The sequence below is a fragment of the Methanolobus sp. WCC4 genome (genome assembly GCF_038022665.1).
Lineage (GTDB): Archaea > Halobacteriota > Methanosarcinia > Methanosarcinales > Methanosarcinaceae > Methanolobus.
This window is the reverse complement of sequence record NZ_CP150629.1, coordinates 36,739-56,460: the sequence shown is the minus strand read 5'-3', so window position 1 is coordinate 56,460 and position 19,722 is coordinate 36,739. Positions and strand designations below refer to the sequence as shown.

Annotated in this window: 22 protein-coding genes; 14 read left to right on the top strand and 8 right to left on the bottom strand. The window is 46.5% G+C overall.

What is annotated here, in order from left to right:
• Positions 1-27: 27 nt before the first annotated feature.
• The 7 genes from V7O63_RS00265 (at position 28) to hisC (ending at position 7,119) form a co-directional block, all read left to right on the top strand.
• Positions 28-471: an archease gene (locus V7O63_RS00265; protein WP_340819125.1), complete on the top strand. Its 444-nt coding sequence runs from the start codon at positions 28-30 to the stop codon at positions 469-471.
• 157 nt (positions 472-628) lie between these two features.
• Positions 629-2,095, top strand: coding sequence for an RtcB family protein (locus V7O63_RS00260; protein ID WP_340819124.1), 1,467 nt, complete (start codon positions 629-631; stop codon positions 2,093-2,095).
• A gap of 823 nt (positions 2,096-2,918) precedes the next feature.
• Positions 2,919-3,392 carry a PUA domain-containing protein gene (locus V7O63_RS00255; protein WP_340819123.1) on the top strand — a complete coding sequence of 158 codons (474 nt, stop codon included), beginning with the start codon at positions 2,919-2,921 and terminating at the stop codon, positions 3,390-3,392.
• A gap of 76 nt (positions 3,393-3,468) precedes the next feature.
• On the top strand, positions 3,469-4,365 hold the full coding sequence (locus V7O63_RS00250) for an acyltransferase (RefSeq protein ID WP_340819122.1): 897 nt from the start codon (positions 3,469-3,471) through the stop codon (positions 4,363-4,365).
• Positions 4,366-4,406: 41 nt separating this feature from the next.
• Positions 4,407-4,748 (top strand): hypothetical protein, encoded by a 342-nt coding sequence (locus V7O63_RS00245; RefSeq protein ID WP_340819121.1) that lies wholly within the window; start codon positions 4,407-4,409, stop codon positions 4,746-4,748.
• A 189-nt stretch (positions 4,749-4,937) separates the two neighbouring features.
• Entirely contained in the window at positions 4,938-6,044 is a 1,107-nt protein-coding gene (locus V7O63_RS00240; protein WP_340820857.1) for an acetylornithine transaminase, read from the top strand.
• A complete protein-coding gene (hisC, locus tag V7O63_RS00235; RefSeq protein WP_340819120.1) occupies positions 6,031-7,119 on the top strand; it encodes a histidinol-phosphate transaminase in 1,089 nt (362 codons plus the stop codon). The genes V7O63_RS00240 and hisC overlap by 14 nt, the downstream gene beginning before the upstream one ends.
• Before the next feature lie 2 nt (positions 7,120-7,121).
• On the opposite strand, the gene V7O63_RS00230 is transcribed toward hisC, so the two are convergent.
• From V7O63_RS00230 to artA, 4 genes are read right to left on the bottom strand one after another with little or no spacing between them, the layout of a single operon-like run.
• Positions 7,122-7,481 carry a dihydroneopterin aldolase family protein gene (locus V7O63_RS00230; protein ID WP_340819119.1) on the bottom strand — a complete coding sequence of 120 codons (360 nt, stop codon included), beginning with the start codon at positions 7,479-7,481 and terminating at the stop codon, positions 7,122-7,124.
• 8 nt (positions 7,482-7,489) lie between these two features.
• Positions 7,490-8,161: an archaetidylserine synthase gene (locus tag V7O63_RS00225; RefSeq protein WP_340819118.1), complete on the bottom strand. Its 672-nt coding sequence runs from the start codon at positions 8,159-8,161 to the stop codon at positions 7,490-7,492.
• Between the two features lie 5 nt (positions 8,162-8,166).
• Positions 8,167-8,775, bottom strand: a complete 609-nt coding sequence (locus tag V7O63_RS00220) for a phosphatidylserine decarboxylase (protein WP_340819117.1) — start codon at positions 8,773-8,775, stop codon at positions 8,167-8,169.
• A complete protein-coding gene (gene artA / locus V7O63_RS00215) occupies positions 8,776-9,591 on the bottom strand; it encodes an archaeosortase A (protein ID WP_340819116.1) in 816 nt (271 codons plus the stop codon).
• 66 nt (positions 9,592-9,657) lie between these two features.
• On the opposite strand from artA, the gene V7O63_RS00210 reads away from it, so the two are divergent.
• The 4 genes from V7O63_RS00210 (at position 9,658) to priL (ending at position 12,321) form a co-directional block, all read left to right on the top strand.
• Complete coding sequence (locus V7O63_RS00210; protein WP_340819115.1) at positions 9,658-10,074, top strand: NUDIX hydrolase; 417 nt, start codon at positions 9,658-9,660, stop codon at positions 10,072-10,074.
• Complete coding sequence (locus V7O63_RS00205) at positions 10,052-10,366, top strand: transcription factor S (RefSeq protein WP_340819114.1); 315 nt, start codon at positions 10,052-10,054, stop codon at positions 10,364-10,366. Before V7O63_RS00210 ends, V7O63_RS00205 begins: the two co-directional genes overlap by 23 nt.
• Before the next feature lie 107 nt (positions 10,367-10,473).
• Positions 10,474-11,211, top strand: coding sequence for a proliferating cell nuclear antigen (pcna) (gene pcn / locus V7O63_RS00200; RefSeq protein WP_340819113.1), 738 nt, complete (start codon positions 10,474-10,476; stop codon positions 11,209-11,211).
• 3 nt (positions 11,212-11,214) lie between these two features.
• A complete protein-coding gene (gene priL / locus V7O63_RS00195; RefSeq protein ID WP_340819112.1) occupies positions 11,215-12,321 on the top strand; it encodes a DNA primase regulatory subunit PriL in 1,107 nt (368 codons plus the stop codon).
• A 22-nt stretch (positions 12,322-12,343) separates the two neighbouring features.
• Here priL and V7O63_RS00190 read toward each other — a convergent pair whose 3' ends face one another.
• Positions 12,344-13,660, bottom strand: coding sequence for a cobyrinate a,c-diamide synthase (locus tag V7O63_RS00190; RefSeq protein ID WP_340819111.1), 1,317 nt, complete (start codon positions 13,658-13,660; stop codon positions 12,344-12,346).
• 90 nt (positions 13,661-13,750) lie between these two features.
• On the opposite strand from V7O63_RS00190, the gene moaA reads away from it, so the two are divergent.
• Both moaA and V7O63_RS00180 read left to right on the top strand, forming a co-directional pair.
• The gene (gene moaA / locus V7O63_RS00185; protein ID WP_340819110.1) at positions 13,751-14,665 is read left to right on the top strand and encodes a GTP 3',8-cyclase MoaA; all 915 of its coding nucleotides are present in this window, start codon (positions 13,751-13,753) and stop codon (positions 14,663-14,665) included.
• A 15-nt stretch (positions 14,666-14,680) separates the two neighbouring features.
• Positions 14,681-14,830 carry a hypothetical protein gene (locus V7O63_RS00180; RefSeq protein WP_177188079.1) on the top strand — a complete coding sequence of 50 codons (150 nt, stop codon included), beginning with the start codon at positions 14,681-14,683 and terminating at the stop codon, positions 14,828-14,830.
• A gap of 76 nt (positions 14,831-14,906) precedes the next feature.
• On the opposite strand, the gene surE is transcribed toward V7O63_RS00180, so the two are convergent.
• The 3 genes from surE to V7O63_RS00165 all read right to left on the bottom strand — a co-directional run bounded on the left by surE (position 14,907) and on the right by V7O63_RS00165 (position 16,583).
• Positions 14,907-15,695 (bottom strand): 5'/3'-nucleotidase SurE, encoded by a 789-nt coding sequence (gene surE / locus V7O63_RS00175; protein ID WP_340819109.1) that lies wholly within the window; start codon positions 15,693-15,695, stop codon positions 14,907-14,909.
• A gap of 102 nt (positions 15,696-15,797) precedes the next feature.
• Positions 15,798-16,211, bottom strand: coding sequence for a hypothetical protein (locus tag V7O63_RS00170; protein ID WP_340819108.1), 414 nt, complete (start codon positions 16,209-16,211; stop codon positions 15,798-15,800).
• Between the two features lie 90 nt (positions 16,212-16,301).
• The gene (locus V7O63_RS00165; protein WP_340819107.1) at positions 16,302-16,583 is read right to left on the bottom strand and encodes a hypothetical protein; all 282 of its coding nucleotides are present in this window, start codon (positions 16,581-16,583) and stop codon (positions 16,302-16,304) included.
• 345 nt (positions 16,584-16,928) lie between these two features.
• Here V7O63_RS00165 and alaS point away from each other — a divergent pair, with 345 nt between their 5' ends.
• Positions 16,929-19,703, top strand: coding sequence for an alanine--tRNA ligase (alaS, locus tag V7O63_RS00160; protein ID WP_340819106.1), 2,775 nt, complete (start codon positions 16,929-16,931; stop codon positions 19,701-19,703).
• The last annotated feature ends 19 nt before the right edge of the window (positions 19,704-19,722 follow it).

Genomic DNA, 19,722 nt, shown 5'->3' with positions numbered 1-19,722 from the left:
TAATTATATCAGGATCAATTAAGGTTCATGTCATCTGATGTGAAAGGATCCTTCGAGTATCTGGAACACGTAGCCGATGCTAAATTCAGGGCTTACGGGAAAAGCCTTGAGGAAGCTTTCGAGAACGCTGCACTTGCCATGCTAAATGTCATGGTAGAGACGGATTCAGTTAACAATACATCATCCGTTGAAGTAGAACTCAGTTCCCCTGAAATTGACAGTCTTCTCTTCGATTGGCTTTCTGAGATACTCTTCCTTTTCGAGGTAGAGGATATGGCATTTGGTGGAGTGAAGGTCAACGAGATAAAAGTATGTGATGATGAATGTTCTCTCTCAGCGACACTTTACGGTGAGACCATCGACCTCTCGGTACATGTTTTCGATACCGAGGTAAAGGCAGCCACCTATAATGATATGAGGATCGAGCAGACAGATGATGGCTGGATGATACAGGCGACGGTGGATACCTGAATCGCCGCGTTCCCTTATAGTTTCAATTCTAATATTTCATGATAGTTTTTATTATCGATATATTCATACGATCAGAGTACATAGTCTCCATAATAGATATTCGGCAGGAAAGATGACAGGAAGGATTTGACAGGAAGGATTTGACAGGAGGATAATGATGTCAGAGGATAATGAAAGTTCGGTTTATGATGTTCTTACTAAAGTTAATGATAACACATGGGAGGTGCCCGGTAACTTCAAACCTGATATGAAGGTCCCGGGGAGGATATTCGTATCGAAGACCCTGCTTGATCTCCTTGAAAGGGAGACCATCGACCAGGTGGCAAATGTTGCATGCCTTCCCGGCATACAGAAGTTTTCCATGGCAATGCCGGATGCACACCTTGGATATGGTTTCTCCATTGGTGGTGTGGCAGCCTTCGACAAGGATGAAGGTGTGATAAGTCCGGGTGGTGTGGGTTTTGACATCAACTGCGGTGTCCGCCTGGTACGTTCCAATCTCATGGAAGAGGATGTCCGTCCAAAACTCCCTGAACTGCTCGATGCACTCTTCGAGGCAATACCTTCCGGTGTAGGTTCTAAGAGCCGTCTGAGGGTGAACGATACCGAGCTTGATGCCATATTCATCCATGGTGTGCAGTGGGCCGTGAAGAATGGCTATGGTGTGAAGAACGACCTTGCCCATTGTGAGAGCAACGGTATGATGCGTGGAGCAGATCCTTCAAAGGTCAGCGTGAAGGCACGTAAGAGAGGCAGGCCACAGATAGGCACACTTGGTAGTGGTAATCATTTCCTTGAGGTGCAGTATGTGGACAAGGTCTATGACGAAGAGGCAGCTGAGGCTTTCGGCCTGAAGGAAGGGCAGATCACATTCATGATACACTGCGGTTCCCGTGGAGCCGGACACCAGATATGTACCGACCATCTACAGAATCTCACAAAGGCCTCGAAGAAGTACAACATCCCTCTGCCGGACAAGCAGCTTGCATGTGCTCCTGCCAGTTCGGAGGAAGCACAGGACTATTTCAAGGCCATGATATGTGCGGCTAACTATGCATGGGTCAACCGTCAGGTGATCATGCACTGGTCCCGTGAGGTATTCGATGACTTCTTCAAAGCAGAACACGGTGATCTCGGACTAGACCTCGTCTATGACGTGGCACATAATGTCGCCAAACTCGAGAAACACATGATCGATGGCGAGGAGAAGAAGGTATACGTCCACAGGAAAGGTGCCACCAGAGCATTCCCTGCCGGACACCCCGAGGTCCCTGATGACTACCGTGACATCGGCCAGCCGGTCATCATCCCCGGTAGCATGGGCACTGCATCCTATGTCCTGAAAGGCGGTCCTAATTCAATGGAACTCACCTTCGGCAGTGCCTGTCATGGTGCAGGAAGGGTAATGAGCCGAAAGAGTGCAAAGAAAGAGCTTCGCGGCGAGGATATACAGAAGGACCTGAGATCACAGGGTATTATCGTAAGGGCCACCCAGCCTTCACTGATAGCTGAGGAAGCACCGGAAGTGTACAAATCCAGCAGCGATGTAGTTGATGTTGTTCATGATCTCGGAATTGCCACAAAGGTTGCACGTGTCCTTCCGATGGGAGTTGTGAAAGGTTAACTCCTGTTGACCTTTCTTTAGAACTCATCTTTTTTGAAAATTGATAGTATTCAAGTTGCAGCTTTGGAACATTAGTTTTCAATTACTGCATTATTTCAATGATCTTGTGTTGAATTATTAGAAACACAAGAGTAGGAACTAATGAATTAGGATAATCGGAAGTTATAAATAACTCAAACCATCCCGAAGGGTCCCGGCGAAGCCGGCACGGTCCGAAAAAGTGGAAATATAGTAGTTTGTCTTTTACTCTTTTTGCGTACCAGCAAGTAAAAACAGTGGCTAAAGGCGGTATTTTTCAAGCTACATCTTTGAACTTAATAATTTTCAATTACTGCCATTATTTCAATAATCTTCTTGGCAGTGAAGGAACACGCCGCCTGCGGCGGATGGTTGCGTTGGTATTTGATAAAACTCTTTTTCTGCATACTTGTAATTTAAAACATTGATGTGATTGTGATTTACCCAAAATCAACTGTCAAAAGACAAAGCTACATCTAAAGGTCACAATAATTTGAAGAAAAAAAGTCCGTTGCTTTATTGAGCAACGAGGAAACGAGAACATGTTTGAGGGGATGAATGGTTTTGCTTGGTTACAGTTACTATACCTTTGAATACAGTTACAAGCAGTTGCTCTCGTTCCTCAAGTAATAATTAGTCATTATTATATATAAATGTGTTCGGCATTCCTTATATAGTGAGGATGTTTCACTCTCTGAAATAAGGAGTGATGATCACCTGCATTCACTCTATATATGTGTACTTCCTTTAATTTTGCTGTTAATTAACCGCTATCAATTTAAAGCTTACATATTATCTGGCGTCTATGAGCAATATTGATAAGAATCTCAAAAAAGTAAGGATAATGGCTGATATCCAGTTCGGAAAAGGCAGTGGAGAAGTTCTTTTTCCGGATGATGTCACTTTCCAGCTTTCAAGGACCAAGCGCGTGAGGCAGGTCCAGTATAAGGGCAAGCACCTGGCAACCGTTCGTGCAAAGGATGGTATGCTCACTCTCGGTATAGGTGGCGCCGTTGCTCTTCATGACATTCTCGAGAAACCCGCATCAAGGGTCGTTATCTGTGAGGATGCTGTTCCTTTTGTATCAAAGGGAAAGACCGCTTTTGCAAAACATGTCATGGCAGTCGACCCGAATTTAAGAGCAGGCGACGAAGTGATACTGGTCGACGATTCGGATGCCGTTCTGGCCACAGGTCAGTTATTGTTGTCTCCTGACGAGGCCATCCATATGGACAGGGGTCCTGCAGTGGATGTAAGGCGAGGGATAGCACAATCTTAGAATAACTATTTATAAATCGATATCTATTAAATACGATAGAATAAAGTCATAGTAATGCCTTTGATACATTGACCCCTTGCCGGAGAGTGAAAGCATAGAAGAGGAGATTTTTAAGACCTTTGTAATTCCAGACAATACCAGGATGGAAGAACATACAATAGTCATAGATGGGGATGTCATAGCTGGCAATCACTCTGAGATCAAATACGGTGTTATTGCAAACTCTGCGATATTCGGAGAGAGGGTAACCCTGACCGGTGATCTCACCACAACCGGTGATACAAGGATCGATATATGGTCACAGATAGGCGGGAACGTCAGAACCGATAATAATGCCTACATTGGCGAGTTCGTTACCATTGATGGCAAACTGGTGGTAAAGGGCGACCTCGATATCGGCAACGATGTTAAGATAAACGGCGGTTTTGAGGCAAAGGGCTGGATAGTTGTAAGGAATCCTGTTCCTGTCATAGTCTATCTCTTCCTTTACATCAGTGAACTTTTGAGACTTGGAAAGGATGAAGAGGTCGAAAAGGCACTTGAGGACCTGTTCGAGGATGACATGGAGTCCATAGGGCTCAATTCCATGATAATCCCAAATGGTTCCAAAATATCTATGGACTCTATCAGGGTACCATCAAATGCTATCATAGGAAGCAAATGCAGGCTCGTTGGAAATATAAGGGCCACCTCACTTGAAATGGCGGATGAGACCACACTTTACGGAAGTATTCGTACCATACATGACGTAAAGTTAGGTAACGACAACACGATCCACGGCAACATTATCTCGCGGGGTAATGTCTACGTGGCAGCAGGCACTCATATCCTGGGAGAGATAAATTCCCAGTCAATAACCATACATGAGTCTGCCCGTGTGGATGGTGTCATGCGTGCACCGGGTGGCATTATCTTTGAGCGTGAGGAAGACGATGCTTTGAGTGATAGTGAGTTGATGGAACTCGATGTCTGAAAACGGACACAGGGTTTTACACACAAAATGAGGGGATGGCTATGAACTCAGATCCAATATTGAACTTACTGGACCTTGCAACAAGGCTTTGTATTGTTATTCTGGCGATACTTACGTCCTACTTGCTCGTAAAGATTGATCCGGATGTTATCCGGTCGCGAATATATGTTTCCTTTAGCAATCTCAAGAAGTACTTCATTGTACTGACCGCCGGTCTTGTGCTCTATCTTTTTGAGTTGCTCCTAACCATCAATTCTGTTCCCGGAAGCACACAGTACGATGGTATCAAAGGCTTGATGCAACTTGCATTCCAGCTTACCGTACTTATTTTCCTTTATCATCTCTATGTTGCGATAAAGGTCCCGGACAGACGTATCCTTTAGATATTGATGCCAGACCTCTTTCGAGGTCAGGTTCACTTTTTTCTTTATTTGCTCAGCCGGTCCGATCTGTAGCGATAGTCAGATTTAAAAGATGTTCTAATATTACTATGAAAAGGTGTTAATTTGCAGGATTATAATTCATCATCATCAGATTCACAAACTATCTTTGACAAAGATTCAAAATACGTGATGCAGACGTACGGCCGTCAGCCGATCGTCCTTGAGAACGGCAAGGGTTCACTTGTGTATGACACAGAGGGACGTGAGTATGTCGACTGTGTTGCCGGAATTGCCGTGAACAATGTCGGACACTGCCACCCACGTCTTGTGGAAGCCATAAAGAAGCAGGCTGAAAAGTTGCTGCACGTATCCAATCTCTACTACACCGAACCTCAGGCCGAGCTTGCCGAGCAGCTGGTGGGCCTGACCGGAATGGACCGTGTCTTCTTCTGTAACTCCGGCACGGAGGCAGTGGAAGCAGCAATGAAACTTGCAAGGGTCACCACGAAGAAGACCGATTTCATAGCTGTTGAACACTCATTCCACGGACGTACCATGGGTGCCCTGAGCCTTACATACAAGGATATGTATCGTGCTCCCTTCAAGCCACTGGTGCAGGAAGAGAAGTTCGTCCCGTTCGATGATGCACAGGCGATATCAGATGCTATCACTCCGAACACAGCAGCGGTCATTGTCGAACCTATTCAGGGTGAAGGTGGCATAAACGTCCCTTCAGAAGGCTATCTGAAAGAGGTACGCAAGATATGCGATGAGAACGAGACTCTCCTTATCTTCGATGAGGTCCAGACAGGTTTCGGTCGTACAGGAACATGGTTCTGCAAGGAGCATTTCGGTGTGGAGCCTGACATCATGACAATGGCAAAGGCGATCGGTGGAGGTTTCCCAATGGGTGCCATAGCAGCCCGTGAAGGTGTCTCATTCGGTCGTGGAGAGCATGCAGCGACATTCGGTGGCGGACCACTGGCATGTGCAGCAGCACTTGCATCTATCGATATCATCCGTGAGGAGAAACTTGTACAGCGCTCAAAGGAGATGGGTGAGTACTTCAGGAAGGAGCTCAGTAACCTGTCAACAGATGGTCTTGTAGAGGTCCGTGGAAAAGGCCTTATGCTGGGTGCCCAGTTCGACCGTAAATGTGCTGACCTCGTAGAGCACGGTCGTAAGAATGGTATACTCCTGAACTGCACATCCGAGACGGTCCTGCGTATCGCACCACCTCTGGTGATCACAAAAGAGGAGATCGACAGGGTGGTGAACGTACTTGAGCAGGCCTGAACTGGTAAAAGAGGTAGTCTCATCTATAGCAGAGTATGTTCCCGGCAAGTCCATCGAGGAAATAGCAAAGGGATACGGTATTGCTCCATCTGAGATAATAAAACTGGGATCCAATGAGAATGTACTGGGTCCTTCTCCAAAGGCTATAGAGGCTCTTGTCTCCACTGCCTCGAAGGTCAACATATATCCTTCAGCCGATGCTTCTGAACTGGTGGAGGCAATATCTGAGTACACAGGTCTTCCTGCTGAGAATATATGCGCTTCCGGTCCGGGAATGGATGGACTGCTTGATAATCTCATGAGGCTTCTGATAGAACCGGGTGATGAGGTTGTGATCCCAACGCCCACATTCTCATATTATGAGATCGCAGCCCGTGCGAATGGTGCTGTGGCAGTTCATGTGGAACCCGGAGAGGAACTTGAATTCGATGTTGCAGCAATAAAGGATGCTATTTCCGACAGGACAAAGGTGGTCTTCCTCTGTTCTCCTAACAATCCAACGGGCAAACTGATGGCAGAGAACGATGTACGTGACATCCTCGCCTCCACAAAGGGTCTTGTGTTCGTGGATGAGGCATATGTGGAATTCTCAGACCGCAATATCTCCCATATGATATCGGAATATGATAATCTCATTATCGGAAGGACATTCTCAAAGGCATTCGGACTTGCAGGATTGAGAATTGGCTATGGACTGATGCCTGCATGGCTGAAGACCCAGTATATGAAGATAGCAACCCCGTTCAATGTAAGCCTTCCTGCTGTCATGGCAGGCGTGGCCGCACTTTCGGACAGGGATTATCTTGAGGCCAGTGTCTCATGCGCAATAGAAGGACGTGCATTCCTCACAGAGAACATACCTTTCAAGGTCTATGATTCCCAGGCGAACTTCGTACTTGTGGATGTATCTCCGCAGTTCGCTTCAGATGTTGTGGAATCCCTCCTTAAGAAAGGAATCATTGTCAGGAATTGCAGGTCATTCAAGAATGCAGGCGAGTCCCTTATCCGTGTGACAGTGGGAACGAAAGAACAGAATGAGAAAGTGGTTGAGGCCTTTAAGGAAGCAAAGGCCTGAGATCAGTATATCTTTTCTATTTTCATAAGCGGATAGTCAAGTTCGGTATCAAATGCCAGACTGACATCTGCTTTTGCACTTTCGAACCTTGCAGTTATCCTCACATCCAGCATACGGCCTTCGAGTTCACAGTAACCATATTCGCTGTTCAGTTTTGAGCGTATCATGTCCCTGTTGATCAGGACCTTTATCTCCTCTACACATGGCTGGACCGAGATACTTTCCTGTATTGCTTTCTCAAGACTGTCAACCGTTCTGAGATTGACAGGTGAACCTGTGAACTGGTGGTAGAGAGCACCAAGTTTGATCCCTGCTTCGAAAAGCACATTGTCCCTGTCAGTTATTGCTACATTTTCCTGCATGATATCCCTCATGTGGTCCTTTTGATAATAGGTGATAACACATATAGCGCCATGATCCCTGTCAGGAGGGATGCAAGCATATGTGTGAATTCGATGTTGATGAAATATGATATGATCGTGGCTGCGAAGATAACTGTCAGCGGCATGAGTATCTTCCTGTTCCTTGCTTTCATGTACCTGACATCACTGACCATAAGGAGGCCGAGTATCAGGGCCAGTACAGCAACGACATAGGCGTTGAAGAATGCTTCTCCCATAAGGAGGTATGATGACATGACTATCCCTCCTGCAGTTATGGGAAGTCCGCTGAAGGCATCAAATCCCATGTGCATGGTATTGAACCTTGCAAGCCTGAGAATGCCGCAAATGAAGTAGAATCCCAGTGCTGGAAGGACTATGTATTGTATACTGCCTTCGACCAGTGCAAATGTGATAACTACGGGTGTGACGCCGAATGAGATTACGTCTGCAAGTGAGTCCAGATTTCCTCCTATCTCACTTGATGAGAACTTTCTGGCAATATGACCGTCAATACCGTCTGCAACTGCTGCAATGAGGATGAGCAAAGGTGCAAGATAGGTTGGTCCGTTCAATGTCAGAAGAATTGCAGCGATCCCGCACAATGCATTTAGAAGGGTGACAAGATCGGGTAATTTCAAAGTATGGAGTATCTGGTTCACATCCTTTATCTTATTCTGGCGATTACCGTTTCCCCGGCAAATACCCTGTCGCCTTTCTTTGTCAAGATCTCAAAGTTCTCAGGAATGGTAACGTCGACCCTTGAACCAAAGCGTATCATTCCGAAACGCTGTCCCTGCTTCATGTGGTCTCCTTCCTTTACATAGGAGACTATCCTGCGGGTGACGGTTCCGGCGATCTGTATGACCTCCACGATGCCGTGTTCGGTCTCTATGAGTGTATGGCTTCTCTCATTGCGGTGTGAATCCTTGCAGAAAGCAGGTATGTATCCACCTTTCTTGTGCTCGATCATATGGACCTTTCCGTTGATCGGTGCCCTGTTGACGTGAACGTTCTGGAAGTTCATGAATATGCATATCTTCCTGCCTCTGATGTCCACGATCTTTCCGTCAGCCGGTGAGAGCATGTAACTGTCATGTTCTTCGATCTTCCTTTCAGGATCCCTGAAGAAGAAAAAGAAGAAGATTGTCACACCTATCGATAGTAGCGCAACAGTCCCTGTATATGGTATACTGTAAAAAAAGTATGCCAGCGAACTGAGCACACCCGCAACTATGGATGTCAATATCCAGGGAAAAGAACCTTTAGCAAGCATTTATTGGTTTCCTACTACTTTATAGAATAGCTTTTGAATGAATCCGGTAACCAACAGCCAGACCCCTTCTATCAGGTCTATGAGTTCAGGCAGGATGCGCATGACCACATAGGCTATAACGAACAGTGCAATACCCGATCCTATCTTTGCTATATTATGATGTGCGATATCAAAGCTATTTGGACCGAACCACTGGTATCCATAAGCCATGATGACGAATACATCCCGTATAATATTCAGGATATATATAACAGGTACGGATGCCATGAATGCAGCGGTCAGTCTCTTAAATGGTGCATTCACGGATGCGATGAGCCCTATGAACAATGCTATGCTCTCAATGGCGGTGCATGCAAGGATTATCTCGACCTGATAGCCGTTGAGTGCTATCTTGTTCCATGCTGTCATTTCTGCAGGTACGTTCAACGTCTGCAGCATCCAGAACACATTGTCCGTTACCTGGGCTATGATGCCCACATTCAGGACCTCCATCTGTGCGAATGGGAAATAGAACAGGGATCCCAGGGCAGTGGCACTGGTTGCCATTGTTGTTATATCAGAGCCGGGGATGTTCCCGGTCCTGTACTCCCTGACCATCGTATGTGCTATTATCAGACATACTATTCCTACTGTGATCACAAGTAATACATTGAAGTAATCCTGTATCTCAATGTAATGCAGTGGCTGGTAGAACCAGTGTATTGAAAAGAACCCCCATCCAACGGCAGATATCACTCTGCGGGGCTTGAAGGTCTTAGGGACGATTGATCCCAGTAGCATGAAAGCTACAGCAATCCATAGAATATTCTCGATCATATAAGCACACCTTTAATAGGTATGGCTTCTATATATTTGATGTAGTCTATTAAGCTTTTGTTCCTCATGCCCCCCAATACTCCAAAGCTAACAGTTGATGCAGTAATCATATTGAATGGAAAGATAGTCCTCATTGAAAGAAAGAATCCCCCGTTCAAAGGGAGATTTGCACTTCCCGGTGGTTTTGTGGATATTGGTGAAACGGTCGAAGAAGCTGTTGCACGCGAAGTCATGGAAGAGACAGGTCTTACAATAGAAATAGTTAAGTTACTTGGGGTATATTCTGAACCTTCGCGCGACCCTCGCGGGCATACTGTGAGCATAGTCTTCGTGGTCCGCGGGAATGGTATTCCAAAGGCAGATTCGGATGCAAAAGGGGTACATCTTTTCGATGTGCATGATATACCGGAAATGGCCTTTGACCACAACTTAATAATAGAGAATGCAAAAAGTGATATTTATGGAATTCTGTCCCGAATGTAAAAGTATGATGTTCCCTTCAGGTGGCTCCTTCAAGTGCAGGAAATGTGGCTATGAAAAAGGAAAAGATGCCAGTTCTGAAGCTCTGATCTCAAAAGAATCAAGGGCAAAGAGGGATGTGACCGTTCTTGAGGGCAATGTGGACCAGGGTCTCCCCACAACCACTGCAAGGTGTGAGGAATGTGGGCACAATGTCGCTTACTGGTGGTTGCGTCAGCTCCGATCTGCGGATGAGTCTGAGACACGTTTCTTCAAATGCACCAAGTGTGGTTGCACCTGGCGTGAATACGACTGATCTGCTATATCTGACACTTTGTAGATCACGGATCTAAATTAAAAGAAAACTTATATTACTTAGTAGATATAATGACGTAAAAATTCAAATTATGGTGGCGAATCAAGATGTTCAAGGCAACAATTGACGCAGATATTTTAAAAACTGCAATTGAAACTCTTTCCGTTCTTGTCGATGAGGCAAGGTTCAGGATATCCCCTGAAGGAATCTCTGTAAGGGCAGTGGACCCCGCAAACGTAGCCATGGTAAGTTTTGAACTCAGCTCCGGTGCTTTTGATGAGTTCAGTGCAGATGATTGTGAGATCGGTATGGACCTTTCTAAGATCAATGATATCTTTGGCGTTGCCGGCAGGGATGAGAAGGTTGTCATGGAACTTGATGAGATGTCACAGAAGATGTCATTACATCTCGGAGGATTATCCTATACCCTTGCACTGCTCGACCCATCGACCATCAGGGCAGAGCCAAGGATACCACAGCTCGAGCTTCCTGCTGAGGTTGTTCTCAATGGTAAGGAGCTTCAGAGGGCAGTAAAGGCTGCTGAGAAGATCAGTGACCATATGTTACTCGGTGTTGACGAGGATGTCTTCTACATGGAGGCAGAAGGTGATACGGACCGCGTGCGCCTTGACATGGCACGTGACACACTTATCGACCTTAAGTCAGGAGAAGCACGTTCATTGTTCTCTCTGGACTACCTGTCAGATATAGTCAAGCCTGCATCCCGCTCCAACGAAGTCACGGTAGAGCTTGGAAAGGACTTCCCTGTCAAGATCGGTTTCTCCATTGCCGGAGGCGCAGGAAAGGTAGGTTATCTTCTTGCACCAAGGATCGAGTCTGACTGATCTATGGATGAAAAGGATTTTGCACTGTATCCTTACATTTCCGGGGCATCGTCACACGTAAAGAGCCTCGGTATATCCCTTGACCGTCTGGTCACTTCAAGGGCAATGGACTCTGCGCGCGTGCGCGGGAAAGAGCGCGTCCTGCAGGCCATTGAAGGTGAACTTACAAAACCCGGTATCTCCAGCTCGGATGAACAGAAGATCCTGCTGGAACTACTTTCCTATCCTTTTTCCAGAATACTTGTCTCCTGTATCGATGATGCTTTCCTCACAAGGAGATACTGTCTTGCAGAGGCAGTTGCCTCGTATAAGCTCCTGAAGACACAGGATACTGGTCTTCTTATGGAGTTCGCTTCGGATTTCGGGGTCTATCCCGACGAGAGTGACCCAGGTTTCAGGCTGCATTTCACTTCATATATAAGAATGGCAAGCTCCCTCAAGGCAATAGAGTGGAAACTTGTTAACCGCAAGCTTGACCATGGGAATGTCAATGTCTCAAAAGAGGAGTTCGCCCGTCTTCTACAGGAACTCATCAAGGCCCGGGTCGAACATAATCTCCCAATGCCTGTACCCGATGAGCTTGCCGAGGCGTGTGAGCCATATCTCAAAGAGGTACGTGAGTTTCTGGAGGAGCGAAAGAGCACCTTTGGTGAATCTGAGTTCGAGTCTGTGGAAACTGACCTGTTCCCACCATGCGTGACCCATGCGATCGCAAATACGCAGGCTGGTGTGAACCTTGCACACTCAATGCGGTTTGCAATGACCGCCTTCCTTCTGACCATCGGGATGACCGTTGACGACATCATCAATATGTTCGCCACATCTCCTGACTTCGATGTGGAAAAAGCGAGGTATCAGGTAGAGCACATCGCAGGTTCCTCGGGAACTCACTATAAACCACCGTCATGCTCCACTATGCAGACCTATGGTAATTGCTATGCTCCTGATGAGATGTGCAAGAAGATAAGTCATCCTCTTAACTATTACAGCCGCAAGCTCTGGTTCAAAAAAAGGGATGCTCAAAGAGCTGGGGGGAACAACAGGCCATCTGAGAACGAAGCTTCCGGTTCAGGCGAAAAGAAGGCTGAAGAGCCATCTTCTGAAATGTGAAATGAAAGAAAAAAAGAGGGAATCAGCTTCTCTTATATTCCCTGCACTTCTCTACAAAGCTCTCGACCGGGAATGATGCCGGATGCGCATGTGTATAACTTGCAAGTGCATTATGCTCGGTGAGTCCGTCCTTTCCGTCAACAATGCCCTTTCCTCTCTCCATCTCGTAGATGAGTTTTGCATCGTTGTCACAATAGGTGGCTGAATAGTGGAACTCATGTCCTCTTATGGTGCCCTTGATGAAACTGCCATTTGCCTGTCCTTTTGTGTAGCCCAGTGCCTGTAGCTTCTTTGTAAGGACGGTCTCTGCAGGCAGGACATCTGCCATCTTGTAAACGGTTCCCTCTATCTCGTAGGATGTGGACAGGTATTGTAATCCGCCACATTCTCCATAGATGGGTATTCCCTCGGCTGACAGGTCCTTGAGGGCCTTTGTGGTCTTCGAACCCTCAAGTTCTGAGATGTATAGTTCAGGATATCCTCCTCCAAAGTAGAATCCATCCACTTCAGGAAGCTCATCCTTCAATGGACTGAAGAACACAGGTTCTGCACCTGCGCTTCGGAAAGCGTCGAACATGTCCTGATAGTAGAAACAGAAAGCACTGTCGTATGCGATACCGATCCTGACATCTGCTTCCTTCTCCTCCTCTTCCACATATTCCTCAGCGTCGGAGGCAGTTTCTGCAAGTGCGATTATTGCATCAAGGTCTATGTTCTCTTCGATGAAGGTTGCAAGACTATCTGTATCGAACTCCATCTCGTTCGCCATGTAAAGTCCCAGATGGCGTGATGGGACGGTCACATCCTTGTTACGTGGAAGTGTTCCAACCACCGGTATGTCCGGTATGGAGTCGATGATCATCTGCGCATGTCTCGGGCTTCCCACCTTGTTGAGGATGACTCCTGCAACCTTTACGTCCCTGTCGAACTCTGAGAAACCTTTGACTATGGCTGCGGCACTTCGTGACATTCCGTGTACGTTCACTATGAGTATTACCGGTATGTCGAGGGATTTTGCGACATGGGCGGAACTTGCGGTCTCAGTTGCTCCCATTCCGTCAAATAGTCCCATTACTCCTTCCACAATATTGATATCTGCATTCTCGGAGTGCTTTGAAAATGTCTTCCTGGCACCTTCTACCTGCATCATGAATGTATCAAGGTTACGTGATGGTTTGCCACAGATCGCCGTGTGGTATGTTGGGTCGATGTAATCAGGTCCGACCTTGAAGGGTTGCACTTCCATCTGTCTCTTCCTGAGGGCTGCCATAATGCCCATGGATACTGTTGTTTTTCCAACTCCACTGTTGGTACCTGCAAGTAAGACCGCTTTAGTCATGGAGTTAATTGTGTACAGTTGGTATATATGTATTATTCTCCCGGCTGATGTATTCAAAATAGTTAAATAAATAACGTATATCTAGGTACTATGTTTTCCTCAGGAACTGCGGAACTTCTAACGGATTCCTATGGCCGTACGGTCAGGAGTCTGAGAATGTCCGTGACCGACCGTTGCAACCTCAATTGCATCTATTGCCATAATGAAGGTCATATTGGCCACAGCAATGAGATGTCAGTGGATACTATAGTCAACATAGTGGATGTTGCATCACAGTTCGGGATCGACCGGTTGAAGATATCAGGCGGGGAACCCCTGCTCCGAAAGGACCTTGAGGATGCACTGGTGCGTCTGCCTGAGCTGCGTGATGTTTCCCTAACGACCAATGCCGTTCTGCTGGAAAAGAGGGCAGCTTCGCTAAAAGATGCCGGTCTTGACAGGGTCAACATAAGTCTTGACACACTAGATCCTGAAAAATACCACACGATAACAAATTGCAGGAAGGGCACTTTCGATAAGGTGCTTGATGGTATACATGCAGCCGTGGATGCAGGTCTGACACCTGTGAAATTGAACATGGTGCTCCTGAAGGACCTCAATGACGATGAGATAGCTGATATGCTCGAGTTCACACGCGGATATGGCGGGAATGTGCTCCTGCAACTCATAGAGCTCATGGATTTCAGGGATCTTCCTCAGTACAGGATAGATTCAAAGGAAGTAGAGCGTTCTTTGCTCACCAGCTCATCGGATGTGAAGGTCCGTGAACTGCACAAGAGGAAAAAATATATCATCAATGGTGCAGAAGTCGAGTTTGTAAGACCTGTGGATAACACGGAATTCTGTGCTAACTGCAACAGGCTCAGGGTCACAGCGGACGGGCAACTGAAGCCATGTCTGCTGGTAAGTGATGATCATGTGGATGTTTCACATGCCACTAAAGAGGAACTTCCCGACATGTTCAGACTGGCAGTTAGCAGACGTGTGCCATTCTGCATGGATTGACAGGAGAGATAAAAAATGGAAGTCGTATTAACAGTAGATGGAAAGGACATTGAGATCAATCACTTCGTCCAGTCAATACTTGGAAGCACGGTTGTAGGTGCAGCCACGACCCTTCATGGTGTGGACAAGGATTGCAAGGAGATCCTCATAAAAGTAAAGCAATGATCTCTTTTCAGAGGTCCTTTTTCCTTTGAGATCCTATTTCTTATTCTGATCTATTATTTTGATAGCCTTGATATGGTTATAGCAGGTGCTCTATCTCTGAGAGGTCGATCGGAGAGGTTGCGTCAAGCGTTATGGGTGTAACAGAGACGTTCCCGTTGTGCATTACCGCATGGACATCGGTTCCTTCCTTCGCATCCAGTACAAGGTCGCCGGCTATCCAGTAATATGGCCTTCCTCTGGGGTCATGTCTTTCTTCGACATCCGTCCTGAAGAACTTCCTGGCAAGGCGGGTTATCTCTATCTCAGGGTCGTTCTCCACGTGATGGGGTATGTTCACGTTCAGAAGGTCCACATTCTCAGGCAATCCGTGTTCAAGCACTTTCTTCGCTATCTTGTTGACAACCTCTATGGCCACAGCATAGTCATGTTTGAATTCCCTGTTGTCATCGAACTTGTCCCCTTCTTCCATGACCTGTATGGAGGCTGCGATCGCAGGGATCCCGTAGCTTGCGCCTTCCAGTGCAGCACCAATGGTTCCTGACGTTGTGATCGTGTCGGTGCTGATATTCTCTCCGATGTTGAATCCTGAGAGTATGAGGTCCGGCATCTGTTTCATTATCGTGAATATGCCAAGTATGACAGAATCGGTTGGTGTACCTGCAATTGCATTGACATCTATTCCATTGACCGTGGTCTGTGTGATCCTCAATGGTTCAAAAATAGATATTGAACGGCCAACACCGCTTTGCTGTGTCATTGGGGCTGAGACAGTTACATCTCCAAGGTCTGCGACACTTCTGTAGGCAGCATGTATGCCTGTGGAATAAACACCGTCATCGTTTGTGACTAATATCTTTTTTGACATGCCTTTAAGAGGGCAGTCTCATGCCTTAAAATTAATGGATAGAAAAGTATCAGTTGAAATGCAGGTGTAAGTCTAAGAAATAAAAGTGGGGAGGTGATATGTTCAGACGTTTGCGTATATCCTGTCTTTCTTTGATGGTGAAGTGAAACCTTCCTGGTCGGACATGTCTGCAAGTGCTTTGACTTCGTCTATGACCTCTATCTTATCACTCATCTCATCAAGTTTGAATATCATCTCTTCGATAGTCCTGTTCTGCTCTTCATCAAGTCCCGGACTATCCTTTACGATCTCCAGTAAAATGGACGCATCATCTATGACCTGGGCCAGTATGGTCCTGTCCATATATGACTTTGCAAGTTCTGAATCGCTACCTGAAAGGGTTTCATTGAAATCGTTGAGCTGTTCCTCAAAGACTCCGATGTCATAGTGTGCACTCCTGAATATCTTCTTTACATAATCTTCCCTGTAGACCTGTTTTGAATTCTTCAGAACTTTAAGCAATTTCTTATGGTCCATCGTTTTTCACCCTTTAGATAATGTAGGGGCCTGTTCCCTTCCCGTGCAGTTTCCCGTCCTGCCAGGCCCTACTTGTATGATATGGATCATTCACTGGCTGCTGATAGTTGCTTCACTCTCTATCTCGTGCCTGACTTCTGTTGTAAGTGGCTTGTTGACATAGAATGCCTGGCTGAACTGTCCGCCATTCACATCATATTCGCTCTGGATGTCAATTCCATACTCTTCTTCCATCTCGTCGACTATAGAATCGCAAAGATATACCTGCAGACTGCCTTCAGCATCCATGAAAACGGATGGCCTGACGCCTGCATTGTTATACTCTTCCACGAGCCCTCTGAATACTAATGACATGTAACGCATTGATTCCATCGATCATCACCAATACATCCTACTTATGATCACGCACTTATACCTAATGTACCACTAAACTTTCAGATGTACATATAATATGAAGTTCATGTTCATAAATCATGAATTTTTATGTTCGTTGTTTGTCGAAAAAAGGCATGTATCGGGATTATAGGGCATGTATATTTATATTATATTTTATATAGTGTCCTCGGTCGCTATCGGTGAAATATAGTTGCCCGGGATAAGAAACGTTTTTAATCATTGATGCGATAGTTGGAAGAATAAAATTAGTCTTGAACGGACTTACATGTCCAAAACATCAGACTTACATTATAATAAAACAATCATCCAGTTGGAATTATTATGCTTGAAGACGAGTATCAGCTTGATTTTTTCTCTGAGAACGGATTCGTTCGTAAACAGTGTTCCAAATGTGGCAGTCACTTTTGGACCCGCGATCTTGAAAGAGCTACATGTGGTGACGCTCCATGTGATCCGTACTCTTTTATTGGCAATCCTGTTTTTAAGAAAAAGTTCGATCTCGCTGAAATGAGGGAATACTACCTGAATTTCTTCGAGGAAAGGAGTCATACAAGACTCGAAAGGTATCCTGTGGTAGCAAGATGGAGAGATGACATATATCTGACCATAGCTTCTATCGCTGATTTTCAGCCATTTGTCACTTCAGGAGAAGTACCGCCGCCAGCAAATCCATTGACCATATCTCAGCCATGCATACGTCTGTCAGATCTCGATGCTGTTGGCAGGAGCGGTCGACATCTGACCACATTCGAGATGATGGCTCACCATGCTTTCAATTATGAGGGAGATGAGATCTACTGGAAGGACCGCACAATGGAACTGTGTGATGAATTCCTCAATTCACTTGGCGCTGACCCTCTTGCAGTTACATATAAAGAAGAGCCATGGGCCGGTGGTGGCAATGCAGGACCATGTGTCGAGGTGCTCATTGGCGGCCTTGAGGTCGGAACCCTTGTGTTCATGAACATGCAGCAGTCAGATGATGGCGACATCGTGATCAAAGGCGAGAACTATCGCAAGATGGACAACTATATCGTGGACACTGGCTATGGTCTTGAAAGACTTGTATGGGCATCGAAAGGCTCACCTACAATATATGATGCCGTGTTCCCGAACATCGTTAACGACCTCATGGACCTTGCAGGCGTCGAACATGAACTTGACAACTCCGAATATGCGAACATCCTCTCCCAGAACGCCCGTCTGGCAGGTCTTATGGATGTAAGTGAGAAAGCAAACCTCTTCGAACTGAGGAAACAGGTTGCTTCCAGCATCGGCACGACTGTGGAGAAGCTCTCTGCAATTATGGAGCCTGTTGAGTCGATATATGCGATAACCGATCACACCCGCTGCCTGACATTCATGCTCGCAGATGGTATCATCCCTTCCAATGTGAAGGCCGGATACCTTGCAAGGCTTGTACTGCGCCGCACCCTGAGGATGATGAACGATATGGATATCACCATCCCTCTGTCAGAGATCGTGAAGATGCATGTACAGAACCTTCCGGAGTATCCTGAATTCGAGGAGAAGCTCGATGTCATTGCTGATATCCTCTATCATGAGGAACGCAAGTTCGCAGATACCCTTGAACGTGGTAAGCGTATGATCAAGAAATCTGCAAAGCACTACAAGGAAGCAGGAGAGAAGATCCCTCTTGACACTCTTGTTGAGATGTATGACAGTCACGGTATCCCTCCTGAGATATCAAAACAGGCAGCTTCTGAGGTTGATGTGGAAGTTGATCTTCCTGATAATTTCTATTCCCTTGTTGCCGATGGGCATAGCAAGGCAGAAGCCAAGGTGGTCAAGGAGTTCTCCTATTCAGAAAGGGTATCCCGGCTTCCTGAAACGAAGAAACTGTTCTATGATGAACCTACAAGGATGAACTTCGAGGCAGTGGTCCTTGATATCTTTGATAATCATCTTGTTCTTGACAGCACACTCTTCTATCCGGAGGGCGGTGGACAGCCTGCTGACCACGGTACTATCACTGTGGAGGACGTTGTCCATAACATAATAGATGTCCAGAACGTCAGTGGCGTTGTTGTACATATATTAGAAGACGTGGAGGATGAGCTCCATATCAGGAAAGGCGATATGGTCCTGGGTCATGTGGACGAGGAACGCCGTATGTCCCACGCATGCCACCACACAGCCACCCACATAGTCAATGACGCGGCACGTAAGGTGCTCGGTGAGCATGTATGGCAGGCCGGTGCCCAGAAGTTCACGGATAAGGCACGTCTTGATATCTCTCATTACAAACGTATCTCACAGGAAGAGCTGAACCGGATTGAGCTTATCGCTAATCGTACTGTCATGGAGAATCAGCGTGTGACTGCTGAATGGCTGGACAGGGTCGAGGCCGAGAAGAAATACGGATTCGGTCTGTATCAGGGAGGTGTCCCTCCAGGAAAGACCATACGTGTACTGAAGGTTGCCGATGATATCGAAGCCTGTGGAGGTACACACTGTGTGAGCACCGGACTTGTAGGTCCGATAAAGATGCTCAAGACCGAGCGCATTCAGGATGGTGTCGAGCGTATCGAATATGCAGCAGGTCTTGCAGCTGTAAAGGCAATGCAGGAAATGGAATCCTATCTAAGTCAGGCCGCCGATGCACTGCGTGTGAGACCTGAACATCTGCCTTCCACCATCGACCGTTTCTTCAATGAATGGAAGGAGTTCAAGAAAGAGAACCAGAGGCTTAAGGAAGACCTTGCACATGTCCACGTTATCCAGATGGCAAATGAGGCTGTCAGTATCGGCGACATACGCCTTGTGGCCACAACAATACCAAATGCCGATATCGACGAGCTTGTGAAGATCGCCGGAGAGTTGACCACAAATGAGGATATGGTGGTCCTTCTGGCAAGTGATTCCGCAGGTGTCAAGATAGTCGGTGCTGCAGGTGAGGAAGCACTTAAGGCCGGTGCCAATGCCGGACAGCTTGTAAGGAAGATGTCCGAAGTGGTTGGCGGTGGCGGTGGCGGTAAGCCTGCCATGGCCCGTGGCGGCGGTACTGATGCAAGCAAGATCGATGATTCACTTGAAGCCGGTCGCACCTTACTTGAGGAACAGATCAACAAATAGATAACAGATTCGAGGAATA